The 26,250-nt window shown below is 62.6% G+C and carries 22 protein-coding genes; 12 read left to right on the forward strand and 10 right to left on the reverse strand.

Annotated elements, in window-relative coordinates; genetic code table 11:
- Positions 1–147: 147 nt before the first annotated feature.
- The 4 genes from recC to IAE33_RS18250 all read left to right on the forward strand — a co-directional run bounded on the left by recC (position 148) and on the right by IAE33_RS18250 (position 9,948).
- Positions 148–3,624, forward strand: coding sequence for an exodeoxyribonuclease V subunit gamma (gene recC / locus IAE33_RS18235; protein ID WP_201164538.1), 3,477 nt, complete (start codon positions 148–150; stop codon positions 3,622–3,624).
- Entirely contained in the window at positions 3,621–7,298 is a 3,678-nt protein-coding gene (gene recB, locus IAE33_RS18240; protein ID WP_201164539.1) for an exodeoxyribonuclease V subunit beta, read from the forward strand. The genes recC and recB overlap by 4 nt, the downstream gene beginning before the upstream one ends.
- Positions 7,295–9,370 carry an exodeoxyribonuclease V subunit alpha gene (gene recD, locus IAE33_RS18245; protein WP_201164540.1) on the forward strand — a complete coding sequence of 692 codons (2,076 nt, stop codon included), beginning with the start codon at positions 7,295–7,297 and terminating at the stop codon, positions 9,368–9,370. Before recB ends, recD begins: the two co-directional genes overlap by 4 nt.
- Before the next feature lie 65 nt (positions 9,371–9,435).
- Entirely contained in the window at positions 9,436–9,948 is a 513-nt protein-coding gene (locus IAE33_RS18250; RefSeq protein ID WP_236406889.1) for a DUF2846 domain-containing protein, read from the forward strand.
- Between the two features lie 82 nt (positions 9,949–10,030).
- On the opposite strand, the gene IAE33_RS18255 is transcribed toward IAE33_RS18250, so the two are convergent.
- Positions 10,031–10,978, reverse strand: coding sequence for a LysR family transcriptional regulator (locus IAE33_RS18255; protein WP_201164541.1), 948 nt, complete (start codon positions 10,976–10,978; stop codon positions 10,031–10,033).
- A 132-nt stretch (positions 10,979–11,110) separates the two neighbouring features.
- On the opposite strand from IAE33_RS18255, the gene IAE33_RS18260 reads away from it, so the two are divergent.
- Positions 11,111–12,637: a CoA-acylating methylmalonate-semialdehyde dehydrogenase gene (locus IAE33_RS18260; protein WP_201164542.1), complete on the forward strand. Its 1,527-nt coding sequence runs from the start codon at positions 11,111–11,113 to the stop codon at positions 12,635–12,637.
- A 10-nt stretch (positions 12,638–12,647) separates the two neighbouring features.
- A complete protein-coding gene (mmsB, locus tag IAE33_RS18265) occupies positions 12,648–13,535 on the forward strand; it encodes a 3-hydroxyisobutyrate dehydrogenase (protein ID WP_028633349.1) in 888 nt (295 codons plus the stop codon).
- A gap of 128 nt (positions 13,536–13,663) precedes the next feature.
- Here the strand turns inward: mmsB and IAE33_RS18270 are convergent, their stop codons facing one another.
- Positions 13,664–14,008, reverse strand: coding sequence for a cupin domain-containing protein (locus tag IAE33_RS18270; protein WP_028633348.1), 345 nt, complete (start codon positions 14,006–14,008; stop codon positions 13,664–13,666).
- Between the two features lie 315 nt (positions 14,009–14,323).
- Between IAE33_RS18270 and IAE33_RS18275 the strand changes: the two genes are divergently transcribed.
- Entirely contained in the window at positions 14,324–14,725 is a 402-nt protein-coding gene (locus IAE33_RS18275) for a type II toxin-antitoxin system HicB family antitoxin (protein ID WP_201164543.1), read from the forward strand.
- Between the two features lie 25 nt (positions 14,726–14,750).
- Here the strand turns inward: IAE33_RS18275 and IAE33_RS18280 are convergent, their stop codons facing one another.
- From IAE33_RS18280 to IAE33_RS18305, 6 genes are read right to left on the reverse strand one after another with little or no spacing between them, the layout of a single operon-like run.
- On the reverse strand, positions 14,751–15,683 hold the full coding sequence (locus tag IAE33_RS18280; protein ID WP_201164544.1) for a phosphatidate cytidylyltransferase: 933 nt from the start codon (positions 15,681–15,683) through the stop codon (positions 14,751–14,753).
- Between the two features lies 1 nt (position 15,684).
- Complete coding sequence (locus IAE33_RS18285; RefSeq protein WP_201164545.1) at positions 15,685–16,308, reverse strand: lysophospholipid acyltransferase family protein; 624 nt, start codon at positions 16,306–16,308, stop codon at positions 15,685–15,687.
- Positions 16,309–16,318: 10 nt separating this feature from the next.
- Complete coding sequence (locus IAE33_RS18290) at positions 16,319–16,750, reverse strand: hypothetical protein (protein WP_201164546.1); 432 nt, start codon at positions 16,748–16,750, stop codon at positions 16,319–16,321.
- Positions 16,747–18,075: a phosphatase PAP2/dual specificity phosphatase family protein gene (locus IAE33_RS18295; protein WP_201164547.1), complete on the reverse strand. Its 1,329-nt coding sequence runs from the start codon at positions 18,073–18,075 to the stop codon at positions 16,747–16,749. Before IAE33_RS18295 ends, IAE33_RS18290 begins: the two co-directional genes overlap by 4 nt.
- Positions 18,076–19,830 carry a bifunctional alpha/beta hydrolase/class I SAM-dependent methyltransferase gene (locus tag IAE33_RS18300; protein ID WP_201164548.1) on the reverse strand — a complete coding sequence of 585 codons (1,755 nt, stop codon included), beginning with the start codon at positions 19,828–19,830 and terminating at the stop codon, positions 18,076–18,078.
- 26 nt (positions 19,831–19,856) lie between these two features.
- Positions 19,857–20,468: a CDP-alcohol phosphatidyltransferase family protein gene (locus IAE33_RS18305; protein WP_201164549.1), complete on the reverse strand. Its 612-nt coding sequence runs from the start codon at positions 20,466–20,468 to the stop codon at positions 19,857–19,859.
- Between the two features lie 195 nt (positions 20,469–20,663).
- Between IAE33_RS18305 and IAE33_RS18310 the strand changes: the two genes are divergently transcribed.
- The 3 genes from IAE33_RS18310 to IAE33_RS18320 all read left to right on the forward strand — a co-directional run bounded on the left by IAE33_RS18310 (position 20,664) and on the right by IAE33_RS18320 (position 23,141).
- Positions 20,664–22,070 carry a PAAR domain-containing protein gene (locus IAE33_RS18310; RefSeq protein ID WP_201164550.1) on the forward strand — a complete coding sequence of 469 codons (1,407 nt, stop codon included), beginning with the start codon at positions 20,664–20,666 and terminating at the stop codon, positions 22,068–22,070.
- The gene (locus IAE33_RS18315) at positions 22,060–22,443 is read left to right on the forward strand and encodes a hypothetical protein (RefSeq protein ID WP_201164551.1); all 384 of its coding nucleotides are present in this window, start codon (positions 22,060–22,062) and stop codon (positions 22,441–22,443) included. Before IAE33_RS18310 ends, IAE33_RS18315 begins: the two co-directional genes overlap by 11 nt.
- Positions 22,444–22,739: 296 nt before the next feature.
- Positions 22,740–23,141, forward strand: a complete 402-nt coding sequence (locus IAE33_RS18320) for a hypothetical protein (RefSeq protein ID WP_201164552.1) — start codon at positions 22,740–22,742, stop codon at positions 23,139–23,141.
- Positions 23,142–23,417: 276 nt separating this feature from the next.
- Here IAE33_RS18320 and IAE33_RS18325 read toward each other — a convergent pair whose 3' ends face one another.
- The gene (locus IAE33_RS18325; protein ID WP_201164553.1) at positions 23,418–24,338 is read right to left on the reverse strand and encodes a LysR family transcriptional regulator; all 921 of its coding nucleotides are present in this window, start codon (positions 24,336–24,338) and stop codon (positions 23,418–23,420) included.
- A gap of 77 nt (positions 24,339–24,415) precedes the next feature.
- On the opposite strand from IAE33_RS18325, the gene IAE33_RS18330 reads away from it, so the two are divergent.
- Positions 24,416–25,180, forward strand: a complete 765-nt coding sequence (locus IAE33_RS18330; protein ID WP_201164554.1) for a sulfite exporter TauE/SafE family protein — start codon at positions 24,416–24,418, stop codon at positions 25,178–25,180.
- Here IAE33_RS18330 and IAE33_RS18335 read toward each other — a convergent pair.
- Positions 25,170–25,484 carry a putative quinol monooxygenase gene (locus IAE33_RS18335; protein ID WP_028633337.1) on the reverse strand — a complete coding sequence of 105 codons (315 nt, stop codon included), beginning with the start codon at positions 25,482–25,484 and terminating at the stop codon, positions 25,170–25,172. The two genes, IAE33_RS18330 and IAE33_RS18335, sit on opposite strands and share 11 nt — an antisense overlap.
- Before the next feature lie 172 nt (positions 25,485–25,656).
- On the opposite strand from IAE33_RS18335, the gene IAE33_RS18340 reads away from it, so the two are divergent.
- Positions 25,657–26,247 carry an NAD(P)H-dependent oxidoreductase gene (locus IAE33_RS18340; protein WP_201164555.1) on the forward strand — a complete coding sequence of 197 codons (591 nt, stop codon included), beginning with the start codon at positions 25,657–25,659 and terminating at the stop codon, positions 26,245–26,247.
- The last annotated feature ends 3 nt before the right edge of the window (positions 26,248–26,250 follow it).

Below are 26,250 nucleotides of genomic sequence, written 5' to 3' on the forward strand. Positions count from 1 at the left end.
ATGTGAGAGTAGGTCATCGTCAAGATTCATTTCGCAAAACCCCTATCTGCGCATGCAGGTAGGGGTTTTGTCTTTGTGGGCTAGAAACTCCCCAGCCCCGTGATATCGTTCCCCATCACGTCACCCGCGCCCGCCAGAGACCTGCCGATGTCCAACAGCTGCCTGCACCCCGGTTTCATGATCGTCCATGGCAACCGCCTCGACGACCTGCGAAGCCTGGTCGTGAGCTGGATGCGCCGCTACCCGCTGGCGCCACTGGAGAATGAAATCGCCCTGGTGCAAAGCAATGGCATTGCCCAGTGGCTCAAGTTGGCCCTGGCAGAAGACCCGCTTGAAGACGACCAGGGCGGTTGTGGTATCGCCGCAGCCATTGACGTGCAGCTTCCCGGCAGCTTCATGTGGCAGTTGTACCGCAGCGTGCTGGGCCGCGAGGAAATCCCCGAGGTTTCACTGCTCGACAAGTCACCCTTGACCTGGCGCCTGATGCGCCTGCTGCCCACGCTGGTGGAGCAACAGCACTTCGAGCCACTGCGGCGCTTTCTGACCGACGACAGCGACCTGCGCAAGCGTTATCAGCTGGCTGAGCGCCTGGCAGACCTGTTTGACCAGTACCAGGTTTACCGAGCCGACTGGCTCAAGGCCTGGGCTGCTGGCGACCACATCGTCATCACCGCCCGCGGCGAGCGCAAGCCACTGCCGGCGGGCAACCGTTGGCAGGCCGAGCTGTGGCGCGCGTTACTGGAAGACGTCGGCCAGCAAGGCATGGCCCAGAGCCGCGCCGGTGTGCACCAGCGCTTCATCGAATGCATTGATCAGTTGCAGCAGGCACCTGCCGGGCTGCCACAACGGGTAATCGTGTTCGGTATTTCCTCGCTCCCCGCCCAGGCGCTGGAGGCGTTGGCCGGCCTGGCCCGGTTCAGCCAGGTACTGCTATGCGTGCACAACCCCTGCCGGCACCATTGGGCTGACATCGTTGCCGACAAGGACCTGTTGCGACACCAGTACAAGCGCCAGCAGCGCAAGCAAGGCATGCCCCTGCAACTGGACGATCAGTCGCTGCACCAGCACGCCCACCCGCTGTTGGCGGCTTGGGGCAAGCAAGGCCGCGACTACATCAACCTGCTCGACAGCTACGACGACCCCGGCAGCTATCAGGGCGTATTCAGCGACGGCCGCATCGACCTGTTCAGTGATGGCAACCCCGCCACAGTGCTCAACCAACTCCAGGACGACATCCTGGAACTGCGCCCGCTCGCTGAATCCCGCGCATTGTGGGGGCCGGTGGATCCAGTCAGTGATCGCTCGGTGCGCTTCCACATTGCCCACAGCCCGCAGCGTGAAGTGGAAATTCTTCACGATCAGCTGCTTGCCCGGTTCAGCGCCGATGCTACATTGCGCCCGCGCGACGTGATCGTCATGCTGCCGGATATCGACACCTACGCGCCGCACATCCGCGCGGTGTTCGGCCAGTTGCCCCGCAAAGACCCCCGTCATATCCCCTTCACCCTGACCGACCAAGGCCAGCGTGGACGCGAGCCGCTGTTGATCGCCCTGGAGCACCTGCTGAAGCTGCCGGAGAGCCGTTTTGCCGTGAGTGAAGTGCTCGACCTGCTGGATGTGCCGGCAGTGCGTGCCCGCTTTGGCATCCGCGAAGCAGACTTGCCCACCCTGCACCGCTGGATCGAGGGTGCAGGTATTCGTTGGGGGTTGAATGCTGAACAGCGGGCCAGCCTTGGTTTGCCCGGCGGCCTCGAGCAAAACTCCTGGCGCTTTGGCCTGCGCCGCATGCTGCTGGGTTATGCCGTGGGTATCGGGGAAGCGTGCGACGGCATTGAGCCCTACGACGAAATCGGTGGCCTGGACGCGGCATTGATTGGCCCGCTGGTCGCCTTGCTCGATGCGCTTGAGGTTGCCTGCGAAGCGTTGGCCACGCCGGCTACCGTCGAGCAGTGGGGCGAGCGCCTGAATGCCCTGTTGCAGGTGTTTTTCGTTGCCGACGACGAACGCGACGAATTTCTGCTAATGCAGTTGCAGGACCTTCGCGAAACCTGGCTGCAGGTGTGCGAAACAGTGGGCCTGCAAGACCCGTTGCCGTTGACGGTAGTGCGTGAGGCTTGGTTGTCTGGGCTGGATGAAGGCAAATTGTCCCAGCGCTTTCTGGCCGGCTCGGTAAATTTCTGCACCCTCATGCCCATGCGCGCCATTCCGTTTCGGGTGGTCTGCCTGCTGGGCATGAACGACGGTGACTACCCGCGTGCGCAGCAGCCGCTCGACTTCGATCTCATGGCCAGTGACTACCGCCCCGGTGATCGCTCCCGGCGCGAGGACGACCGCTACCTGCTGCTTGAGGCACTGCTTTCGGCCCGGGATCAGCTGTATGTCAGTTGGGTCGGGCGCAGCATTCGCGACAACAGCGAGCGCCCCGCTTCGGTGCTCATTGGCCAGTTGCGTGATCACATTGCTGCCGGTTGGCGCCTGCCTGGCGCCGAGCAGCACGACCTGCAGGCCGCAGGTGAGCAGTTGCTGCATACCCTGACCCAGGAACACCCGCTGCAGCCATTCAGCCCGCGCTACTTCGAGCGCGGCAGCCCGCTGTTCAGCTATGCCCACGAGTGGCAGGTACTGCACCAGCAGGCTCCTGTGGACAACCCGGCCGAAGCGCTGGAGCCTTTCATCGATGATGAACCGCTCAGCCTGAACCAACTGAGTGACTTTCTGCGTCACCCGGTCAGGCACTTCTTCAGTCAGCGACTGAAGGTTTACTTTGAGGCGCTGGAAGCCCCAACACCGGACGAAGAGCCCTTTGTGCTCGATGCGTTGCAACGCTACGCCGCCAGCGAAAGCCTGCTGGGCGCAGCGCTGGCCGACCCGGCCAACGCGCAGCACGCCCTGCACACTCAGGCCCGACGCCTGCAGGCCTGCGGGCTGCTGCCGCTGGCGGGCTTTGGCCAGCTGTTGCAGGATGAATTGATCGAACCGTTGCCCAACCTGCTGCAGCGTCACCAGCAGCTCCTGGCCCGGTGGCCGACGCAGGTGGACGGCGCCTTGCCGGTGCATTTCGAGCAGGGGCCGCACCGCCTGGAAGGCTGGCTTGGCCGGGTGTTCCAGTCTGACGACCAGAGCCTGTTGAGCATCACTACCGTGCCCAACACCCTCAGCGCCGGGCGAAACAGCCTCAAGTGGCACCGCCTGATCGCGCCCTGGGTCATCCACCTGGCGGCGTGCGCCGCCGGGTATCCCTATCACAGCGCCCTGGTAGCCAGTGACCTGACCTTGCTACTGCCCCCGCTTGACCCGCAACAGGCCGCGCAACGGCTCGGCGAGCTGATGGTGGCTCGCCAGGCAGGCATGAGCGCGCCGTTGCCGGTCGCGCCGAAAACAGCCTTCGCCTGGCTGGGCCAGGATGACAGCGATAAAGCCCTGGCGGCGGCAGCCCGCGCCTATGAAGGCGATGAGCGCAACAGCGGTGGCGAGCGTGACGAGAGCGTCGCCCTGGCCCGGCAGTTCCGCGATTTTGCCGCGCTTACCGCTGACGAAACCTTCGAAGGCTGGTGTGAAACCTTGTATCGCCCCCTGTTCGATGCCCCCTGGCAGACCCTGGGCAACCCGGAGACAGCCGCATGACCCAGGACCGCCCACTGGCCTTGACCTTCCCCCTGCACGGCAGCCAACTGATCGAGGCCAGCGCCGGCACCGGCAAGACCTTCACCATCTCTGCGCTGTACCTGCGCCTGATCCTTGGCCACGGTGGCGAGCACGGCTTTGCCCGCGAACTGCTGCCACCTCAGATCCTGGTGGTGACCTTCACCGATGCCGCTACCAAAGAACTGCGCGAGCGTATTCGTACGCGCCTGGCGGAGGCAGCGCGGTTTTTCCGGGGTGAACTGGAAGCCGCCGACCCGCTGCTGGTGCAACTGCGTGATGACTACCCGCAGGACGCCTGGCCCCGTTGCGCCGGGCGCCTGGAAATCGCCGTGCAATGGATGGACGAGGCCGCTGTCTCGACCATTCACGGCTGGTGCCAGCGCATGCTGCGTGAACATGCTTTTGACAGTGGTAGCCTGTTCACTCAGACCCTGGAAACCGACCACAGCGAGCTGCTGGGCCAGGTCATGCGCGACTACTGGCGGCGTTTCTGCTACGGCATGCAAAACCAGGCACTGGCCTGGGTGCGCAGCCATTGGGGCAGCCCTGATGCCTTGCTGCCCCGCATCCGGCCCCTGTTCGGGCGGGTGCGCACCGAACCGTCAGGGCCTGACCCTGAGGCCCTGATCGACGCCGCGCTGCGTGAACGCGACGGGCAACTGGCCCAGCTGAAAGCGCCGTGGGCAGCCTGGGCCGAAGAGCTGCGGCAGGTTTGCCGTGATGCCCTGGCAGCCAAGCAGGTGGATGGGCGCAAGATGCAGGCCCGCTATTTCGAACCCTGGTTCGACAAACTCGCCCTTTGGGCCGCCGACCCGCAGTGCGTTGAGCTGGACCTGGGGACCGGCTTCACCCGCCTGACGCCTGCGGGCATGGCCGAGGCCTGGAAGGTCGGCGAGCCACCCACGCACCCGGCGCTGGACGCCATGCAAACCCTGCAGCAGAACCTGCAGGCCCTGGCCACCCCCGACGCCGCGTTGCTTGAGCACGCGGCGGGTTGGGTGGCTGCCAGGTTCGAGGTGGAGAAACGCCGCCGCGCCGAGATGGGCTTCGACGACATGCTGCTGCGCTTGCAGCACGCCTTGAACGGTGATGCCGGGGAACGCCTGGCCAGCCTGGTGCGCGAGCAGTTCCCGGTGGCGCTCATCGACGAGTTCCAAGATACCGACCCCGTGCAATACGGCATTTTCGAACGCATCTATCAAATCGGTGAAAACCGCGCCGAAACCGGCCTGTTCATGATCGGCGACCCCAAGCAGGCCATCTATGCCTTCCGCGGCGCCGATATCTACACTTATCTGGCTGCACGGCGCGCCACCCATGGGCGCTTGCACAGCCTGGACACCAACTACCGCTCCAGCAAGGCCATGGTCGCGGCGGTGAACCAGGTGTTTCTGCAGGCCGAAACCCGCGCGGCAGGGCGGGGCGCGTTTCTGTTCCGTGAAGCCGAGGACAACCCGTTGCCCTTCATTGCCGTGCGCGCCAAGGGCCGCAGCGAGCAACTGATGCTCGACGGGCAGCCGTGTGCCGCCTTGCAGTGCTGGCAACTGGCAAGTGATGCACCCGTTTCCGGGAGCCTGTACCGCAAGGAGATGGCAGCCAGTTGTGCCAGCCATATCGTCTCGCTGCTCAACGGCGGCCAGCAGGGTATGGCAGGCTTCCAGAACGCACAGGGCGAGCTGCGTCCCTGCCTGCCGTCAGACATCGCCATCCTCGTGCGTGATGGGCATGAGGCGCAGCTGGTGCGTGCAGAGCTCGCTGCACGAGGTGTGCGCAGCGTCTACCTGTCCGACAAGGACTCGGTGTTCAGCGCACAGGAGGCACATGACCTGCTGGCTTGGCTGAAGGCCTGCGCAGAGCCAGATTCGGAGCGCTTGCTCAAAGCGGCCCTGGCCAGCGTCACCCTCGGCCTGTCGCTCACCGCGCTGGACCGCCTCAACCAGGACGAGCGGGTTTGGGAAGACTGGGTCATGCGCTTTCGCGCTTACCGTGAAACCTGGCAGCGCCAGGGCGTGTTGCCGATGCTGCGGCACCTGCTGCACGACTTCGAGCTGCCGCGCACGCTCATCCGCCGCACTGACGGCGAGCGGGTGCTCACCAACCTGCTGCACCTGGCCGAGCTGCTGCAACAGGCAGCCGGTGAGCTGGACGGTGAGCAAGCATTGATCCGTCACCTGGCCGAGCAACTGGCCAATGCCGGCCAGGCGGGCGAAGAGCAGATTCTGCGCCTGGAGAGTGATGAGCAACTGGTCAAGGTGGTGACCATCCATAAGTCCAAGGGGCTGGAATATCCCCTGGTCTACCTGCCGTTCATCTGCACCAGCAAGCCGGTGGACGGTAGCCGCCTGCCGCTGGCCTGGCATGACGGCCAAGGCAATGCCCACCTCACCCTGACCCCCGACGCGCAGCAGATCGAACGCGCCGACGACGAGCGCCTGGCCGAGGACCTGCGGTTGCTGTACGTGGCCCTGACTCGCGCCCAGCATGCCTGCTGGCTGGGTGTCGCCGACCTCAAGCGTGGTAACCACAAACGCTCACAGCTGCACCGGTCGGCCTTGGGTTACCTGTTGGGCGGGGGCGCGGAACTGGCTGATTCCCAGCAATTGACGGTATGGCTGCAAACGCTGGCAGACACCAGCCCGCACATCACCTGCCCAGGCCTGCCAACGGCTGAAGCCCAGCATTACCGCATGCCCCATGCCCAGCGTGAGCTGGTGGCGGCGCGCACCCCGCGGCGCTCGGCAGCCGAGCACTGGTGGATCGCCTCGTACAGCGCCTTGCGCATAGGTGACCAGGCGTTGGGCGCCGACAGTTCCCAGGCCCAACAACTGCTGGATGACGAATGGGTTGATGCCACGGCCCTGCGCGAAGTGGCGGCAGGCAGTGGCGATATCCACCGTTTCCCCCGCGGTCCGAACCCGGGTACCTTCCTGCACGGGCTGCTGGAGTGGGCGGGCCGTGAAGGCTTCGACAAGGTGGCCAGCGACGCTAGCCTGATCGAACGTACGGTCGGGCAACGCTGCAATCGCCGTGGCTGGGAAGGGTTCATACCCACATTGACCGAATGGCTGGCCCGCCTGCTGACCGAACCTTTGCCGCTGGCAGCAGGCGGCCTCAGCCTGACCCTGGGCCAACTGAGCCGCTACCAGGTAGAGATGGAGTTCTGGTTCGCCAGCCATCAGGTCGATGCGCAGCAGCTCGACCGCCTGGTAGCACACCATACCCACCCTGGGCAGCCGCGCCCGGCGGCTCAACCCACGCTGCTCAACGGGATGTTCAAGGGTTTCATCGACCTGGCGTTCGAGCTGGACGGGCGCTACTACGTCACCGACTACAAGTCCAACTGGCTGGGCCCGGATATCCAGGCCTATGACCACGCGGCCATGCAGCGCGCCATCCTCGAACACCGCTACGACCTCCAGTACGTCCTCTACCTGCTGGCTTTGCACCGCCAACTGCGGGCTCGGCTGGCGGACTACGACTACGACCGCCACGTGGGCGGTGCGCTGTTCATTTTCCTGCGCGGGGCCAGCAGCAGCGGGCATGGCGTGTACCACACCCGGCCCCCGCGTGCGCTTATCGAAGGCCTTGATGCGCTGTTCCGGGGCGAGCATCCGCCCGTGCAGCAGGACCTGTTTGCCGGAGTCGAGCCATGAGCCGCACCTTGATGGACCTGTTACCCACGCCGCTGCAGGCCGAGCACTTGCTGGCACTGGCGCCCCAGCGCAACAGCAATGACCTGTTGCAACTGCTCGACCGTTGGGTGGAGCGCGGCTGGCTGCGTGCCCTGGACCGCGCGTTCGTGTCATTTCTCGAGGAGCGCGCGCCGGGCAGCGACCCACTGCTGTTGCTGGCCGCTGCCCTGGCCAGCCACCAGCTGGGCCACGGGCATGTCTGCCTGGACCTGCAGCAGACCCTGGCCGAGCCAGACTTCGCGCTGTCGTTGCCACCCGAGGGCGATGCCCTGATCGGGCCGTTGCTGTTGCCTTCGCAGTTGTTGGCCAACCTCGACCTGCACGCTTGGCGCCAGCGCATCGCCGCAAGCCCGCTGGTTGCGGCTGGCAATGCGCCCGGCCAGCACACCCGGCCACTGGTGCTCAGCGGCGAGCGCCTGTACTTGCGCCGTTACTGGAGCTACGAACGGCGGATCGATCACAACCTGCGCCTGCGGCTGACCCAGGCAGAAGCCTTGCCCGCCGACTTGCCCGCCCGCCTCGCCCAGTTGTTCGAGGCGGGTGAGTCACCCGGGCAGGTGGACTGGCAGAAGCTGGCCTGTGCCCTGGCGACGCGGGCCGGTTTCAGCATCATCACCGGGGGGCCCGGCACCGGCAAGACCACCACGGTGGTGCGCCTGCTGGCCTTGCTGCAGGCGCCGGCGGTGGAGCAGGGCAGGCCGCTGCGCATCCGCCTGGCCGCCCCCACCGGCAAGGCTGCTGCGCGGCTTACCGAGTCCATTGGCCAGCAGGTCGAGCGCCTGCAGGTGAGTGATGAGGTGCGTGGGCATATCCCCACCGAGGTCAGCACCGTCCACCGCCTGCTGGGCAGCCGCCCTGGGTCGCGGCACTTCCGCCACCATGCTGGCAACCCTTTGCCGCTGGACGTGCTGGTGGTCGATGAGGCCTCCATGATCGACCTGGAGATGATGGCCAACTTGCTCGATGCCCTGCCGCCCAAGGCACGGCTGGTGCTGCTGGGGGACAAGGACCAGCTGGCATCGGTAGAGGCGGGCGCGGTACTCGGCGACCTGTGCCGGGATGCAGAGCAGGGTTGCTATTCCCCGGCCACCCAGGCATGGCTCGAAGGCATTGGCGGCCAGTCGCTGGCAGGCAGCGGCCTCACAAGCGGTGATGCCCACCGTCACCCACTGGCACAGCAGGTGGTGATGCTGCGGTTTTCCCGGCGTTTCGGCGAGGGTAGCGGCATTGGCCAGCTGGCACGGCTGGTCAACCGCCAGGACAGCGACGGCGCACGCAACCTGCTGGCCAAGCCCCCGGCCGATGTTCACAGCCTGGCCTTGAAACAGGAGCACGACCGCGCCCTCGACCGGCTGCTGCTCGATGGCCTCAACCTGGGCGTCGACGGCCCCCAGGGCTATCGAAGCTACCTGCGCACCCTTGGCCGCTATCGGCCGGCCCAGGGCACCGCATTCGATGACCCGGCCTGGGAGCACTGGGCTGCCCGGGTACTGCACAGCTTCGAAGACTTCCAGCTGCTGTGCGCCGTGCGCCGGGGTGCCTGGGGTGTCGAGGGCCTCAACGAGCGTGTCGCGCGGGTGCTGCACACTGCCGGCCTGATCGACACCCAGCAGCCTTGGTACGAAGGCCGCCCGGTGCTAGTGACCCGCAATGACTACGGCCTGGGCCTGATGAACGGTGACATCGGCATCGCCCTGCGCCTGCCGGACGAGCAGGGTATGCCCCTGCTGCGTGTGGCGTTCCCGCGTAACGATGGCAGCGGTGGCGTGCGCTTCGTACTGCCCAGCCGGCTGAACGAAGTGGAAACCGTGTTCGCCATGACCGTGCACAAATCTCAGGGTTCGGAGTTTGGCCATACCGCCCTGGTGCTACCCGATGCACTGAACCCGGTACTGACCAAAGAACTGGTGTACACCGGCATCACCCGGGCCAAGCACTGCTTCACCCTGGTCGAGCCACGCCAGGGGATCTTTGAAGAGGCGGTGGCGCGTAAGGTGCGGCGCATTTCCGGGTTGATGCTGGAAGAGGTGTAGGGCGGTTTGCGCGAGGCGTATTCTCTGTATGCCAGTGATCGCTTCACATTTTTGGTGATGGCATAATGCCTTTTATGCGCGGTTCCAATAATCGCTCATCAGAAGTCATTCTTGATAAGGAACTCACGATGCTGTCCCGCCTTAAGCTGTTTGCCGCTGCTATTGGTCTCGCTATCCTGACCGGCTGCGCTTCTGTCCCGATGGAGGCTCCAGAGGCCGACGCTGCCCTTAAAACCTTCGCAGCCCCGCCTGCAGACCAGGCAGGCTTGTATATCTACCGTGACAGCTTCGCGGGCCAGGGCTTGAAGAAAACCGTCACGCTAGACGGCAAAATCATCGGTGAAACAGCCAACCGTGTTTACTTTTACAAGTTGATCACACCCGGTGCCCACAAGCTGGGTACCGAATCGGAGTTCAGTGACAATGTGATTGACTTGATGGCAGTGGGTGGCAAGAACTACTACGTGCGCCAGTCTATTAAAATCGGCGTCTTCGTCGGGGGCGCAAAGTTGGAGGTTGTGCCTGAAGAGGTGGGGCAAGCACACCTGCAGAAATGTACCCTGGCCACCTCGCAGTAACGTCATCACGTGGCACTGCGCAGTCATTGGTTGATTGCGCAGTGCAGCAAAGCCCCATCACGCTGTCGCCACGGCAAACCCCTCAACCCAGAAACTGACAAGTGTGCGTCTCCCCCAGCAACATTGAACGGTTCAGCTCTGTGACTTCACGGATGTAATCCCACAGCAGGGTAATCCGCTTCAACTTGCGCAAGTCCTCCCGGCAGTACATCCAGAATTGCCGCGTCACCTCTACCTCCTCCGGCAACACCGTCACCAGCCTTGGGTCTTGTGCGGCCAGAAAACACGGCAGAATTGCCAGGCCACGGCCCTGCAAGGCCGCCGTGTACTGGGCGATCACGCTGGTGCTGCGCAGGTGAGCCGTTGCGCTGGGGATCAGGTTGGCCAGGTACAGCAGCTCCGAGCTGAACGCCAGGTCATCGACGTAGCTGATGAACGGGTGCCCCGCCAGGTCCGCTACCTGTTTTATCGGCGTGTGGCTGTCGAGGTAGGGCTGGGTGGCGTACAGCCGCAAACGGTAGTCGCAAAGCTTGCAGCATACATAGGGCCCGTGCTCTGGTCGCTCCAGGGCGATGACGATATCCGCCTCGCGTTTGGACAGGCTGATGAAGTGCGGAAGCGGCAGGATGTCCACGGAGATTGCCGGGTAGGCCTCAACGAAATGGCTGAGCTGGGGGGTGATGAAGAAGCTGCCGAAGCCTTCCGTACAGCCCATCCGCACATGGCCGGACAGCGCCACACCCGACCCCGATACCTGCTCGCACGCCATGTGCAGCGTGCTTTCGATGGTCTCTGCATAGCTCAGCAGGCGCTGGCCCTCCGCGGTCAGTACGAAGCCTGTGGTACGCGACTTCTCGAACAGCAAGGTGCCCAGCGCGCCCTCCAGTGAACTGATACGCCGGGACACCGTGGTGTAGTCCACACCCAGGCGTTTGGCGGCGCTGCTGGCTTTGCGGGTTCGGGCGACTTCAAGAAAGAACTTCAGGTCGTCCCAGTTCAATGCGCTGAGGGATGTGAGGTCTTTTTGCATGATGATCCGGTTTTTTTGTGCGTTCTTGTTGGATGTTTGCACATCTATACTCGAAACATGCCTTTCAACGCCACCCCGCGTTTGCCCGGCGCTGGCGATCTCGTCCTGACAATAATTCCAAGGAGAACGCAGATGAATGCACCGCAATCCCCCGACCAGGCCAAAGTCGAGCAGGTAAAGCTGCTGATCGACGGGCAATGGGTGGCGTCCAGCACCGGGGAGTGGCGTGACGTCGTCAACCCGGCCACCCAGCAAGTGCTGGCACGTGTGCCGTTCGCCACGGTGCAGGAGGTTGACGCTGCGGTGGCGGCAGCCCAGCGCGCCTTCGTGAGCTGGCGTGACACCCCGATTGGTGCGCGCATGCGCATCATGCTCAAACTGCAGGCGCTGATCCGCGAGCACAGCAAGCGCATCGCCCAGGTGCTCAGCGCCGAACAAGGCAAAACCCTCGCCGATGCCGAGGGCGATATTTTCCGTGGGCTGGAGGTGGTGGAACACGCGGCGTCCATCGGTACGCTGCAGATGGGCGAGTTTGCCGAGAACGTGGCCGGCGGCGTGGACACGTACACGCTGCGCCAGCCGATCGGCGTGTGTGCGGGTATCACCCCGTTCAACTTCCCCGCCATGATCCCCCTGTGGATGTTCCCCATGGCCATCGTGTGCGGCAATACCTTCGTGCTCAAGCCTTCCGAGCAGGACCCGCTTTCCACCCTGTTGCTGGTGGAACTGGCGCTGGAAGCCGGTGTGCCGCCTGGCGTGCTCAACGTGGTGCATGGCGGCAAGCAGGTGGTGGACGCCATCTGCACGCACAAGGACATCAAGGCGATTTCGTTCGTGGGCTCAACCGAGGTGGGTACCCACGTGTACAACCTGGCCAGCCAGCACGGCAAGCGCGTGCAGTCGATGATGGGGGCGAAGAACCATGCGGTAGTGCTGCCTGACGCCAACCGCACGCAAACCGTCAATGCCTTGGTCGGCGCCGCATTTGGGGCAGCCGGGCAGCGTTGCATGGCCACGTCGGTGGCGGTGTTGGTGGGCAAGGCCCGGGAGTGGCTGCCGGACATCAAGGCGGCTGCCAGCAAGCTGAAGGTGAACGCCGGCAGCGAGCCTGGCACCGACGTCGGCCCTGTGGTTTCCAGGCGCGCCAAGGAGCGTGTGCTTGGCCTGATCGAAAGTGGCATCCGCGAGGGGGCTAAACTGGAGCTCGATGGCCGCGATGTGAAGGTGCCCGGTTACGAGCAGGGCAACTTCGTCGGCCCCACCCTGTTCTCCGGCGTCACCACCGACATGCAGGTGTACACCCAGGAGATCTTCGGCCCGGTGCTGGTGACCCTCGAGGTGGATACCCTCGACGAAGCCATCGCCCTGGTCAATGCCAACCCCTTCGGTAATGGCACGGGCCTGTTCACCCAAAGCGGCGCGGCTGCGCGCAAGTTCCAGAGCGAGATCGATATCGGCCAGGTCGGCATCAACATCCCCATTCCGGTGCCTGTGCCTTTCTTCAGCTTTACCGGCTCGCGGGGCTCCAAGCTGGGCGACCTTGGCCCGTACGGCAAGCAGGTCGTGCAGTTCTACACTCAGACCAAGACCGTCACCGCGCGCTGGTTCGATGACGACAGTGTCAATGACGGTGTGAACACCACCATCAGCCTGCGCTAAGGAGTACCGCATGCGTATTGCATTCATCGGCTTGGGCAACATGGGGGCACCCATGGCCCGCAACCTGATCAAGGCCGGGCACGCGCTTGAACTGTTCGACCTGAACAAGGATGTGTTGGCAGAACTTGCCGCACTGGGTGGGCACATCAGCGCCTCGCCCAAGGAGGCAGCGGCTGCCGCCGAGCTGGTCATCACCATGCTGCCGGCCGCTGCCCATGTGCGCAGCGTGTACCTGAACGAGGACGGCGTGCTGGCCGGTATCCGCCCAGGCACCCCTACGCTTGACTGCAGCACCATCGACCCACAAACGGCGCGCGAGGTGTGCAAGGCTGCTGCGGCCAAAGGTGTCGACATGGGGGATGCACCCGTCTCTGGTGGCACCGGGGGCGCGGCGGCGGGCACCTTGACCTTCATGGTCGGCGCCAGTGCTGAACTGTTTGCCACCCTCAAGCCGGTGCTGGAGCACATGGGCCGTAACATCGTGCATTGCGGCGATGTAGGTACCGGGCAGATCGCCAAGATCTGCAACAACCTGCTGCTGGGTATTTCGATGATCGGAGTTTCCGAGGCCATGGCCCTGGGCAACGCGCTGGGCATCGATACCCAGGTGCTGGCGGGGATCATCAACAGTTCCACAGGCCGGTGCTGGAGTTCGGACACCTATAACCCCTGGCCAGGCGTCATCGAGACTGCACCCGCGGCACGCGGCTACACCGGCGGCTTCGGTGCCGAGCTGATGCTCAAGGACCTGGGGCTGGCCACGGAAGCTGCGCGGCAGGCGCATCAGCCGGTGATTCTTGGCGCCGTCGCCCAACAGTTGTACCAGGCCATGAGCTTGCGCGGGGAAGGTGGCAAAGATTTCTCTGCCATCGTCGAGGGGTACCGCAAGAAGGCTTGATGCAAGCAGTGGAGTTTACTGTGGGCCTGGCGCCCCTCCCTCTGTAACTGCGCACCAGAGGGAAGGGCGTGCGGGCCCCGTTTTTTTATTCCGGCCCTATCGCAGGGGGTAGCCCAAGCGGCTGCCTGTCACGCGAAGACGAAGTACTTGCGTACGGTTTCGACCACTTCCCACGTGCCTTTCATGCCGGGTTCGATCACGAACACATCACCAGCCTTGAGGTGCTTGGGCGCTTCACCTTCCGGGGTGATGATGCAGTAGCCATCGAGGAAGTGGCAGTACTCCCACTTGTCGTAGTTGACCTCGAACTTGCCCGGGGTGCAGATCCAGGTGCCCATGATCTTGCTGCCGTCGGCCGACAGGTAGGCATTGAGGTTCACGGTGTGCGGCTCGCCGCCGATACGTTTCCACTTGGTGGCGTCCACGACCGGCGTGGGGCAGGTTTCACGCAGCACAGTGATGAAATCGGACATGGCACAACTCCTGGTGACTGGTTGGATGACCCGTCACCATAGGGTGTATGGCCAGCGCGGAGTTGCCTGAACTCGACGTCGAGGTGCCTGGACGCGCTATGCCGTGCCGGTGGAGCATAAACCGGTTTCTTACTGACTGAGGCGATATGTCTTACAAGGCGGTAGGCACCATCTGATAGCACTAACGCTGAGGATCCTGTGAAGTCCTCTTCGCTCATTTTTGATGAGGTTGAGTACACACCAAATACCGACAGGTAGCTGACGCGCAATTATGAAGTCACCAAGTGCCTCAAGCTATGTCAACGGAGACAATCAATGAAGTTCCCCGTCGTTTTGCACAAAGACCCCGAGTCGGAGTATGGGGTAGTCGTGCCGGATGTAGCCGGTTGCTTCTCCGCCGGTCCAACTGTCGCCAAAGCGCTTGAAGCTGTACAGGAAGTGCTGGCGCTTCACTCCGAAGGGCTTGTCGCCGACAACGAGCCATTACCGCAGCCGCAGGAAATTGATGTACATGTGGCCAACCCTGACTACCAAGGTGGAGTATGGGCCGTTGTGGATTTTGATGTGACGCCTTACTTGGGCAGGGCGGTCCGTTTCAATGCGACGCTGCCGGAGCACCTGCTTCAGCGTATCGATGAAAAAGTCAGGCACGATCATCGCTACGCTTCCCGTTCAGGCTTCCTCGCTTCTGCCGCCATGCGTGAACTTGCATCGTGAACCTGACCATCGACGGTGGCGCGGCTTATGCCCACCAATACCGCACAAAGTGAAAGAACACCGGCGCGGCAAAGCACACCGAGTCCATGCGGTCGAGCATGCCGCCGTGGCCTTCGATCATGTGCCCCCAGTCCTTCACGCCACGGTCGCGCTTGATGGCCGACATGACCAGCCCGCCGAAGAAGCCCATGGCGTTCACGGCCAGGGCCATCAGCGCCGCCTGCCAGAAGGTGAAGGGGGTAATCCAGCACAGCAAGGCGCCGATCAGCGTCGCCAGTGCCACACCACCGGCCAGGCCTTCCACCGTCTTGGACGGTGACAGGTTGGGCGCGACCTTGTGTTTGCCGAACAGTTTGCCGCACACGTACTGCAGCACGTCGCTGATCTGCACCACCAGGATCAGCCAGGCGATCAGCAACAGGTTGCGGCCCTCGTAGCCGGGGATATCGAGGGTCATCAGCGCGGGTACCGAGGACACGCAGTACACCGCGATCATCAGCCCCCACTGTACCTTTGAAGCCCGCTCCAGAAAGCGCGTGGTGTCGCCGCCGAAGCTGGCCAGGATCGGCAGCAGCAGGAACAGGTAAACGGGGATGAAGATGCTGAACATGCCGTACCAGTCCATGGCAATCAGCACGTACTGCACCGGCAGCGCCACATAAAATGCCGCTACCAGTGCCGGGTAGTCACTGCGCCGGGTGGGGGTGAGGGTCATGAATTCGCGCAGTGCATAGAACGACACCCCGTAGAACAGCACGATCACCCCGTACTTGCCGAACAAAAAGGCGATGCCGATCACCAGCACCATCACCCACCAGGCGTTGATACGGGCGTTGAGGTTATCGATGACCGCATGGGGGCCGGGGCCTGCGCGCCATTTCAGCAAGCGGCCGATCACGCTGGCGAGCAGCAGCAGGGCGCCAATGCCGGCGAACAACGAGAGGGTATTGTCGTGCATGTCAGGCATCCTTGGGTGCAAGGTTGAGCAGGGCCTGGCTGGCCCGATCGAGAAACGCCTGCTTGGTCTCACCGGCCTGCAGGTGCATGGGTTCACCGAAACTCAGCGTGCACAGCAACGGCAGCGGCAAAGCCCGGCCTTTGGGCATCACCCGGTTGAGGTTGGCAATCCAGACGGGTACCAGTTCGACCTGCGGGTGGGCGGCTGCCAGGTGGTAAAGCCCGCTTCTGAACGGCATCAAGGGCTCATCGCCCAGGTTGCGGGTACCCTCGGGGAAAAAGATCAGCGAGTCGCCCTGGGCCACCGCGTCCAGTACCGGTTGCAGCGGGTTGCCACCGCCTTCGTCACGCTGGCGGTTGATCAATACGCCATTGAATACCTGCCGGATCAGGAAGTCGCGGATGCCGGGCTTGGCCCAGTAATCCGCGCCTGCCACCGGGCGTGCACGGTTGCGCAACGCCTGTGGCAACGAAGCCCAGAGCAGCACGAAGTCGCCGTGGCTGCTGTGGTTGGCAAAGTACAGGCGCTGAACGGGCTCCGGTGTGCAGCCCAGCCACAGGGCGCGAGCGCCGGTTATCAGGCGTGCAGCAGAGGTGATGACGTAGGCGGTAAGGTTGGCGAGCATGGGTTGATCATCATCCGTGGAAAGGCAGTATCAGCAAGGTAGCCAGGGCCACCATGATTTGCAGCGCCAGGCACACGCCCTGGCGACGTAGCAGGGCCAAGGCGGCCCTGCTGCGTTCGGGCCAGTTGCGGTGGTCAGGCGCCTGCGGTTTGAGCGAAAGCTCGATGAGTGCCCGGTCCAGCGCCAGGGTATCCGCTGCCAGGTCGTGGCTGTTGGCGAGGTGGGCGAACAATGCAGCATCCAGCCCGACGCGAATCGCCCAGTACTTGTGCAGCACACCCAGGGCGGTCAATACGGCGCAGGCCAGGGTGGCGAGCGGGTGCACCGTGACACCGAGCATGGGCGCCATACCATAGGCAAGCGCCAGCAGGGTAAGGCCGTCCGAGAAACGCTCCAGTTGGCTACCACGCTGTAGCAGGGTGGCAACGACCCAGAGGCTCATAATGGCCTCCTCAGGTGCTGCAGCACCCGTTGGTGTGCTGCATGCAGCCTGATGCCCGGGCGCGCCTTGCGGACCAGCGCTTCGGCCTGCTGGGCGTCGGCGCAGCGCCCGCTCACTATCAGCCAGGCTGCCACGGCGCAGGCACTGCGGGAGTAGCCCAAGGCGCAGCAAACCAGTAATGGGCCCTGGCTGTGCAACTGCTCGATACGGGCGGCGGCCTGGCGCAGCAGTTGCGCAGGCGGCGGGATCAGATCAAGCGCCGGGAAGTGCTCGTAGTATTCGGGTGCACCGGTTGCCGTGGGGCTGGGTTTGGCCAGAAACGGCAATTCGGCGCACAGGTCGACCACGGCCGCAAAGGGCAGCGTGCGTGCCGGGATCCGCCCCAGGTAAACGCCGTCGCACACTTCGTTTGGCTGCGGGTGGCGCCACGTCCACACTCGGGCGTTGAGCCAGGCGCCGAGCAGGTAGGGGCCTAATAGCCAGGTAGCCGCCACCGATAGATGCCCGTCAGCATTTTTCTGAAAACCGCAAGCCCCGAGCACGGCATAGTTCAGTGCCACCAGCAGCAATGACACGCAGGGCCAGAGCAGCCACAGCCAGGCGCCGCGCAGAGTGGCAGCCGCCAGGGTGCACACCAGTGCCCCTGCCAGGTAGTACGAGGCGATGCGCCAGCGCTTGGTATCCCGTGCTAACTGTGCACCTTGCCAAGGCAGCCGCCCTGTCTCGGGCCACAGCCAGAGGCACACCAGCCCTGCAAGTGCACCGGTCGGCAGGTCAATGAAGTGATGCTGCCAGGTGGTCAGCACCGAAAGGCCAATCAGCCCCATCCAGCCGTGTACCAGCCAGCGCCAGGGCTGGCGGTGCACGTGGCGGGCGAACATCGTCCAGATGATCACCAACAGGGCAATATGCAGCGAGGGCGCCTGGTTGAAAGGTTTGTCAAAACCCATCAGCAGGTCGAACAGCCAGCCAAACAGCCCGTCCAGTGCTGGCCGCTCGAAGGTAAAGCGCAGCGGCCACAGGATGAAGCAGGCCACGCAGATCAATTGCGCCGACAGTAACGCCAGGGCATGTCGGTCCATCTCCTGCCGGGTGCGCGGCAGCAGGAACGACAAGCCATACAGCAGGTCGATAGACCAGTACGGGATGATCGTCCACGGCCACAGTGGCATGCGGGTTTCCCAGCCGAACACCAGGCTGCCCACATCGCTGCGCCCTGCGGCGTAGTTGTTGGCCAGCCCATAGCTCAGGAAAAACAGCGGCCCCAGCAACAGCAGCCAGCACACCCCTCGGCGTATCAGGCCGACTTCGCGCGTGGGGTTCATTCAACGTACCCGCTGTGCCAGGCTGACGCTGAAAATACCCCACTCATCGATACGCTGGGTGAGCTTGCGGAAGCCTGCCGCCTCCACCAGCTGGTCCATTTCGGCCTGGCTGCGACGGCGCATCACCCAGGCCTGGCCTTCGCGATGGCTGGTAAGTGCGCGGGCGATCATCTCCAGCTGTGGGTGCCAGGGCTGGCCGGTGTAGACCAGGTAGCTGCCATCTTCCATCGCATCGGCCAGCCCGGCGAGTGAGTTGCCCACCAGCTGGTTGCTGGCGAACAGCTCATACAAGCCGGAAACCACAGCCAGGGTTGGCGGTTGTTCAAGCGAGGCCAGGCTCTGGCGATCAAACGCATCGCCCTGAACGAAGCGGGCAATGTCGGCCAGCCCCTTCTCCTGGATCAACGCCGAACCTTGCTCCACGTTAAGGGGGCTGTAATCACGCAGCAGGATCGAGTCTGGCAATTGCTCCAACTGCTGCAGCGCTTCCAGAATGTAGCGGCCGTGGCCAGCTGCGATATCGACGATGTGCACCGGGCGCTGAGCCTGATGCAAGCAGCTGATGGCCTGGCGTAGCAGCTCTTCGACGTGCAGCTTGCGCTGGCGAATACCGCGCCAGCCAATGGCATCGAGGTAGTTCTTGTCTATTTGGGCACCCAGCCAGCCTTTGCCGGAAGGCTTGTTGCGGTACACGTAATCCAGGGTGCTGCCAGAGTCGAACCCGGTGTCGAAGCCCAGCTTCACGCCTTCCGACAGCCCGCTGCCAAACCGCAGCCCCGCCCTGGTAGCGCGCCAGTACAGGTCACGCGGGGAGTTGTGCGGCAGCGGTGCGGCCAGGCTTTCGGCTTCGGCGCAGGTGGCGCCGGTCTTGTCCGCATCCAGCAGCGATGGCACCGCGCAGGGGCTGGCGAAACAGTGCTCCACAAAGCGCTCGATGCGGCGCAAGGCATGTGCCCGGTCGCGTTCGCCCAAGGTGTCGTGGAAGAACCCGGGTAGAACGTGCATTTCCTTGCGGGTGCTGCCCAGGTTGTGGAAGAAGCGCTCCTGCGGCTGGCGCTCAACCACCAGGTCGGCACCGGACACCAGCAGTTGCGTTGGCACCTGTATCGCCTGCGCATCGGCAACAACACGGTCAGCAGCGTCGTACAACCCCAACAGCATGGTCACTGAGATCGGCCGGCTGATGAGGGGGTCGGCGGTATACGACATCACCCGTTCCGGGTCATGGGTAAGCAACCCTGGCTTGACGTAACTGTTGACGAAAAAGTTGCCGCGCACAGCCTTGAGCAATTTCAGGCCAGGGCGGGCGAAGGGCACGTACAGCTTGACCTTGAAAGCCGGTGAGGCCAGCACCAGGCAGCGCACCTTCGGCGCGTAATCATGCGCCCAGGTGGCGATCAGCACAGCGCCGACGCTTTGTGCCAACACCACAAGTTCCTGCTCGGCGATACCGTGGCTGGCCTGAATGTGCTCGATGAACGTCTGTACGTCGCGCACGCTGGTGGCAAAGCCCGGGCTGTCACCCCGTGCACCTGGGGAAAGCCCATGGCCCCGGGCATCCCAGGCGAAGAAGTCATAGCCCGGCATGTCCAGCTCATCAGCCAGGTGGGCCATGCGGCCGCCGTGTTCGTGGCCGCGGTGGAACATCACCACCGCCCGGCGCGGCTGGTACTCGTTGCGGGTTGCAGGCCAGTGGCGGTAGTGCAGCTCGACGCCATCATGGGTAGAGAAGTGCAGGGTTTGCGCTTGGCGCATGTTCGAAATCCTTTTGCGACTGCAGGTTAGGCCTGGCGGTTTTCCGCGAGCCCGCGACGAACGCGGTTGTAAAGGGTATAGAGCGAGAGCGCGAGGATGACCAGCAACAGGCCGTTGACCCAGGCCGCGGTGAGCAGCCCCACCGCCACCCCTGCGCCCAGCACGCCGAACGCAAAGGCGCGGTCGCTCTTGCCCATGGGGCCGTCATAGCGCCGCGAAGCCCCGGCCAGCGGGCCCATCACCCCGGCGTACTCGCTGACAGTGGCGAACAGCACCACCAGCACCACCAACACAGGTGACACGCCGGGCAGCAGGGCGAAGGGCAGGTACAGCGCAGCATCCGCGATCACGTCGCACAGCTCGTTCAGGTAGGCGCCCAGGGTGGACTGCTGGCCAAACTCCCGTGCCAGCATGCCGTCGATGGCATTCAGCGCCATGCGCACCAGCATCCATACCGGGACCAGCACGAACAGCCAAGTGACGTGGGGCATAGCGGCTAGCAGCAGGCCCAGCAATACCGACAGCAGGGCGGCGCATACCGTGACCTGGTTGGCGGTTACGCCGCGATCATGAAGGCGCTGCACCGAGGGGCGCAGCAATGCCTGGAAACGGGGTTTGAGCTGGTAGATCGATGCCACTGGCAAATCCTTTTTCGAGTGGGCCGCATGGGCGTCATTTTGGGTGAGTCTTGCACTGGGGTAAAGCCACCTGCGCGACAGCAGGTGGAGGAAGACCTTCAGTGTAGGAAGTATCTGATTTGAGGGGCCTGGCGTTTGAAGTTCCTTCCTGGGTGTTAGGTTTTTTGGCCTCAACCAAAGGCAGGGAGCTGCGCGATGCGCGTGAACATTGAAGGCAGGGGCCAGGCAGTAGATGGCGACATCACCACTACCGGTGCCGTTTGTATTGCCACCGGCACGGGTTACCTGGACAACTCACGCAGTGTGCTGCGCGTCGGCGACCCGACCACGGCGTGCCCGGTTTGCGGGCAAGCAGGCGTGGTGGCCGAAGGGGCTGAAAGCTTCATATCCGATGGCCAGCCTGTCGCCACGGATGGTTCATTGGTGATCTGCGGTTGCTCACCTGGCAGCAACCGGGTCGTCGCACCGCTCTACGAGGGGCCGTCGAGCAGCCAGCCCGGTACCGCGGTTGGGCCAGCTGCCTTGGCTGAGCCAGCAACCGTTTTCCGGGGGGACGGGTTTTCCCGAACCCTTGTCAGCGCGCTGCCCGGCACCCTTGAGCCGGGGTTCTATCTGGTTCCCCGGCGCATGTCGTTTGCGCACGTCTTGCTGCAGCTCGCTGAGCATGATGCCACCTTGCCCATCTCCCGCTTGAAATGGCTCAACCCCACTTATGCACAGGGCTTCAAGGCTGGGGAAATGTTCGTAATCGGCGACCCGGACAACGGCCATTCCTGCACCCGCGAGGAAGGGCAGCTGATGGCCGCCGCGCAGCACACCAGGCGCGCACTGCAAGCGCTCGACATGGCCGAAGCCGATTTCATGATGGAGCACCAGGCAGAGATTGCCGGGTTACTCGAAAACGCCAGCCAGGCCATGGGGGTGGGCACGGATATGCTCAACCAGGGGCTGAAACAGGTAAGCGGAACCCTGTCGGCGATCGAACAGTTGCATCAGCAGGAGTTTCTCCGCCATGGCCATTTGAACAGCCCAAGCTTCTTTGCTGAGCGGCGGCACCTTTTACAGCAGCTGGACGGGCAGTTGAAGGCCGCGTTGCTCAATAAACAACTGAACCTGGGTAGCTATGAGCGCCTGAAGAAGCGCCTGAATATCTCCACCAAAAGCCTGGTTCATCACTGGTCCAAAGCTGGCGGGCCGGGGCAGATACCCGGTTATGCGACTCACCTGGATAAGGTGGCGCGGCTTAGTAAGTACCTCAAGGCGGGCGGGTATGCAGGAATTGGGATAGGTGGAGGGGCTTCGTATTTGAAAATTCAAGAGGTTTGCAGGGCTGGAGAAACTGAAGCGTGCAAGAAAATTCAAGTGACTGAGACCGGGCGCTTCGCGGGTGGAGTGATTGGGGCGAGCGTTATGGGAAAACTGGGCAGTTTAACGAGTGGCATTCTTTGTGGCTTGTTAGTGGCAGCGAGTAGAGGTGTTGCCTTGCCAGTATGTGGCATAGCGGTAGCTGGCGCGAGTGGGCTCGCAGGGGGCATGGCGGGCGACCAGTTAGGCGAAGCGACTGCTGACGTATTGTACGAAGGGGCTCACGATGGGCTTTGAAACCTGGCCATTCGCTACAAAACTCATATTTCTACTAACCCCCTTTTTTATTGCCGTGACTGGGTTGGCAATAACGTGCCGCATTGCGTTATCGAAAGATTTTGATCTCGCGATGTCAAGTGTTAAGAGCAATCGTTATTTGGAAGCAATGAAAGTGGCTTGGGGAATGAAGCAGCTAAAGTGCCGGTTTCTCTTGCTGGGTGCAGTGGCTGGTTTGCTGGAATCAGCAACGCTTCAAGTTAAATGGGGGCTGCTTGACCCAAACGAGATCAGCAGATTCCCGCCAGTGCTAAAGTCTAGAATATTATTAGCGTCAAGGCTGGAAATGGTCGCAGGCTGCTGGTTGATGGCGGCGTATTTTTTAATTAAATGAGGGGGGTCGTGTCCCAACTGCGTCTCCAGAGGGCGCTGAAAACTCCCGTGCGCCTCTCAGTAATTAGCGTTTGGTCTAGGGGTTCTGTGGGGCGTCAAAATGCTAATACTGCAGCCCCTACCAGTGCTGTACCGCTACCAATCACACAACGCTGACCTCTAGGCAGCCAAGTTGAATACTGTAGGGATGAGGAAACTTGATGGGTATTTCTGGGGTTGTTGCAGCATCTTATTTAGGTGGCTGGATCGGCGAATTAATAGGTGAAGAGGGCGGTCAGATGCTATTCAGGGGGAGCAATGATTGATGTTGATACATGGCCATTGAAAGCGCAGCTTGCTTTCGTGGTCTCACCTTTTTTGGTCATGATCCTCGGGATGACAGTGAATGCCTCTGTGATCTGGTCCCGCGATTTTAAGGTGCTAAACGAGGCTTTTAGAAATAACCCGTATGTCGCAGGCATCAGGGGAATTATGGGGGACACCAGTATACGGGCGCGTTGGTTCATAGCATGCACCGTAGCAGGCGCTGTTGTTTTTACAAAATTCAATTGCCGTATTGGAGTGGTGAATGAGTCTGAGGTGATGGGCGTTCCATTACATTTGAGAAAGCGGCTGCGGGTGGCATTTTGGCTGAATACAGTCGGCTTTTCTTGGCTTGTATTAGTCTGTGCAATGATCAAGTTGGGCAGGTTGAATTAATTCAGCCTGCGTTTCCACTTGGGAGCAGAGAAAAGCCTGCCTATGTGCGGGCCGCAGGAGAATCAATAGTTGAATTGATTGATGAGGCGGCGCCAGATGAATTTTGAAGCGTGGCCACCACCTTGAAGTTAGTGTTCCTACTGCCGCCCATTTTTCATCGGTCTAACGTCCCTTCACATCAAGTCAGGGCTGGTAAACCCAACAGGGATAAAAAATTTCCCGCCCTGGCTGAGGTCTCGAATACTGATTGCGTCCTGGCTGGAAATCGTTGCCTTTTTATGATTGGTCACAGGTTATTTCATCATCCGTTAAAAGGCTTTTCCCTATCAACGCCACCAACCCCGCCGTATATCCTGGCAACACTGCAAAATCCCGTGCGCACAACAGCAACCGGCGGTTGGCCCAGGGTTCCTGTAAGCCAGCCCAATGCAATGGCAGCAAGCCCTGCCAGCGCTGTACCGCCGCCAGCGGCACAACGCCGACTCCCGCCCCGCCAGCAACCATGCGGATTACCCCGTCAAACCCCTCGGCCCTTACCCGTACCTGCATGCGCAGGCCGGCACGCAGTGCCAATTCTTCGAGGTACAACGCCAGGGCGCTGGCAGGCCCCAGGCCGACATAGCCGTAGGCCAGGCTGTCGATAAAGCTGGGTGCCGGCATCCGGGCCAGTGGGTGGCCCGGGGGCGTTACCAGCACCAGTGGATCGTCCCGAAAGGGCCGCGTCTGCAGGTGCTCCACCGGGGCGGCACTCGAGACCACGCCCAGGTCGGCAATGCCCTGGGTAATGGATTGAACAATGCGCAAACTCGGCATCTCCTGCACATCCACGCTCACCCCGGGGTGGGTTGCCAGGTAGCTGGCCAGCAGTTCCGGCAGGTATTCGGTAAGGGCTGCGGTGTTGCACAGCAAGCGCACCTGGCCCTGTTGCCCTTGGGCGTACTGCGCCAGGTCGAACTGGAGGCGCTCCACCTGCTGGCCGATCAGCCGGGCGTGCTGCAACAAAGCCTGGCCGGCCGCCGTTGGCACAACGCCCCGGCGGTTGCGCTGCAGCAGCGGCACACCCAGCGAAGCCTCCATGGCGCGGATGCGCGCGCTGGCTGCGGGGAGCGACAGATGGCTCCGGCTGGCGCCCGCGGTGATGTTTCCACATTCCAGGGTGTGTTGAAACAGCTTGAGATCAACCAGCTCGAAGTGCATGTGGCTCTGTCCACGCAATAGTCTGGGTGAGTATATGGCAGATGTTCACACGGTCAGGCATCCGCCATCATCAACCCATGAGTACAGTCTTCGCGTTTTACCAGGGTATCGGCCCAGCCCTTTCGCTACTGGTGGTGCTAACCTTTCTCATGGCTGGCGCAGTGAAAGGCGTGATCGGCCTGGGTTTGCCGACAGTGGCAATGGGGTTGCTGGGCCTGGCTATGCCCCCTGCGCAGGCAGCGGCCCTGCTTATAGTGCCCTCGACCCTGACCAATCTCTGGCAGCTGGCCAGTGGTGGGCATCTGCGCACGTTGCTCGTGCGTTTGTGGCCCCTGCTGGCAATGACGTTCATTGGCACCCTGCTGGGCAGCGCCTGGCTGGGCATCGACAGCGGCCCCTGGGCCGTGCATGCCCTGGGCGCGGCCTTGCTGGTGTACGCCCTTTACGGGTTGGCCGGGCCGGGCTTCAGCCTGGCACCTTCCCGGGAGCGCTGGCTGGGGCCCATATGCGGGCTGATCACCGGGGTGGTCACGGCCGCTACCGGGGTGTTCGTGATGCCGGCGGTGCCGTACCTGCAAAGCCTGGGCCTGTGCCGTGAGCAGATGATCCAGGCATTGGGCTTGTCCTTCACGGTTTCCACCCTGGCATTGGCCATGGGCCTGGCCGGCCAGGATGCACTTGGCGGTCAGGCCCTGGGTGCCTCACTGCTGATGCTGGCACCGGCGCTGCTGGGCATGCTCGCCGGGCAATGGCTGCGTCAGCGTATCAGCCCAGTGCTGTTCAAGCGGTGCTTCTTCATTGGCCTGGCCATGCTGGGCGCCCATCTGTTGCTCAACGGCTAGCAGACGATGGGCTGAGCATGTCTACCCGCTGGAACTCGAAATCCTGCGCCAGGTAGTCCATGCGCCGCTCAGCGAATGCGGTCATGTGGGGCAGCGCGGCGTGCACATCCAGCGCTGCTTTGTCAGCCCATACTTCGAAGAATACGAACAGGGTCGGGTCCTGCTGGTCGCGCAGCATGTGGTACTCGATGCAGCCAGGTTCCCGGCGGCTGGGCTCCACAAAGGGCCTGAACAGGTTCTCGAAAGCATCGGCCATTTCCGGCCGCGTCTTGGCCTTGAGGATGAATGCGTATTGCTCGGTCATGAAGAGTCGCTCGTGTGAGGGAAGGGCAATGTTAAAGCAATAATAAAACCTGGATTCATGCTTTTGGGTCACATGTATTGTGCGGCAACGAGGCTGTTTGCTGCATCCCACGGCCTATAACCTGCGGCCTCAACTTTTCACTGAGCCGGTCGCCGGCTATCAGAGGCCCAGCATGAAGCACATCCTTTTGCTCAACGGCGGCAAACAGTTCGCCCATTCTCACGGTCAGCTCAACCAGACCCTTCATGATGCAGCGCTGGCCCATCTGGACCATGCCGGGTTCGCGGTGCAGCAGACGTTCATCGACGGCGGTTACGACGTACCGGCCGAGGTAGAGAAGTTTCTCTGGGCCGATGTCATCATCTACCAGATGCCAGGTTGGTGGATGGGCGCGCCCTGGACGGTGAAAAAGTACATCGACGACGTGTTCACGGAAGGCCATGGCACCCTGTACGCCAACGATGGCCGCAGCCGCTCGGACACCTCGCGCAAGTATGGCAGTGGTGGCCTGTTGCAAGGCAAGCAGTACATGCTGTCGCTTACCTGGAACGCACCGCAGCAGGCGTTCGATGCCGAAGACGATTTCTTCGAAGGCAAGGGTGTCGATGGGGTGTACTTCCCGTTCCACAAGGCCAACCAGTTTCTTGGCATGACGGGCCTGCCCACCTACCTGGCCGTTGACGTGATCAAGCGCCCGGATGTACCGGTTGCGCTGGCAGGTTACCTGGCGCATCTGGACAAGGTGTTCGGCAAGGCGATCTAATCC

Source organism: Pseudomonas sp. S60, from assembly GCF_016647865.1.
Classification (GTDB): domain Bacteria; phylum Pseudomonadota; class Gammaproteobacteria; order Pseudomonadales; family Pseudomonadaceae; genus Aquipseudomonas; species Aquipseudomonas parafulva.

Coding starts and splice junctions, on each gene's coding strand:
- IAE33_RS18285 (WP_201164545.1), bottom strand. CDS start 16,308: ATGCTCGCCAACCTTACCGCCTACGTCATCACCTCTGCTGCACGCCTG.
- IAE33_RS18330 (WP_201164554.1), top strand. CDS start 24,416: ATGAGTACAGTCTTCGCGTTTTACCAGGGTATCGGCCCAGCCCTTTCG.
- IAE33_RS18250 (WP_236406889.1), top strand. CDS start 9,436: ATGCCTTTTATGCGCGGTTCCAATAATCGCTCATCAGAAGTCATTCTT.
- IAE33_RS18315 (WP_201164551.1), top strand. CDS start 22,060: ATGGGCTTTGAAACCTGGCCATTCGCTACAAAACTCATATTTCTACTA.
- IAE33_RS18300 (WP_201164548.1), bottom strand. CDS start 19,830: ATGCGCCAAGCGCAAACCCTGCACTTCTCTACCCATGATGGCGTCGAG.
- IAE33_RS18310 (WP_201164550.1), top strand. CDS start 20,664: ATGCGCGTGAACATTGAAGGCAGGGGCCAGGCAGTAGATGGCGACATC.
- IAE33_RS18325 (WP_201164553.1), bottom strand. CDS start 24,338: ATGCACTTCGAGCTGGTTGATCTCAAGCTGTTTCAACACACCCTGGAA.
- recD (WP_201164540.1), top strand. CDS start 7,295: ATGAGCCGCACCTTGATGGACCTGTTACCCACGCCGCTGCAGGCCGAG.
- IAE33_RS18335 (WP_028633337.1), bottom strand. CDS start 25,484: ATGACCGAGCAATACGCATTCATCCTCAAGGCCAAGACGCGGCCGGAA.
- IAE33_RS18255 (WP_201164541.1), bottom strand. CDS start 10,978: ATGCAAAAAGACCTCACATCCCTCAGCGCATTGAACTGGGACGACCTG.
- IAE33_RS18275 (WP_201164543.1), top strand. CDS start 14,324: ATGAAGTTCCCCGTCGTTTTGCACAAAGACCCCGAGTCGGAGTATGGG.
- IAE33_RS18280 (WP_201164544.1), bottom strand. CDS start 15,683: ATGCACGACAATACCCTCTCGTTGTTCGCCGGCATTGGCGCCCTGCTG.
- mmsB (WP_028633349.1), top strand. CDS start 12,648: ATGCGTATTGCATTCATCGGCTTGGGCAACATGGGGGCACCCATGGCC.
- IAE33_RS18340 (WP_201164555.1), top strand. CDS start 25,657: ATGAAGCACATCCTTTTGCTCAACGGCGGCAAACAGTTCGCCCATTCT.
- recC (WP_201164538.1), top strand. CDS start 148: ATGTCCAACAGCTGCCTGCACCCCGGTTTCATGATCGTCCATGGCAAC.
- IAE33_RS18295 (WP_201164547.1), bottom strand. CDS start 18,075: ATGAACCCCACGCGCGAAGTCGGCCTGATACGCCGAGGGGTGTGCTGG.
- IAE33_RS18320 (WP_201164552.1), top strand. CDS start 22,740: ATGATTGATGTTGATACATGGCCATTGAAAGCGCAGCTTGCTTTCGTG.
- IAE33_RS18290 (WP_201164546.1), bottom strand. CDS start 16,750: ATGAGCCTCTGGGTCGTTGCCACCCTGCTACAGCGTGGTAGCCAACTG.
- IAE33_RS18270 (WP_028633348.1), bottom strand. CDS start 14,008: ATGTCCGATTTCATCACTGTGCTGCGTGAAACCTGCCCCACGCCGGTC.
- IAE33_RS18260 (WP_201164542.1), top strand. CDS start 11,111: ATGAATGCACCGCAATCCCCCGACCAGGCCAAAGTCGAGCAGGTAAAG.
- recB (WP_201164539.1), top strand. CDS start 3,621: ATGACCCAGGACCGCCCACTGGCCTTGACCTTCCCCCTGCACGGCAGC.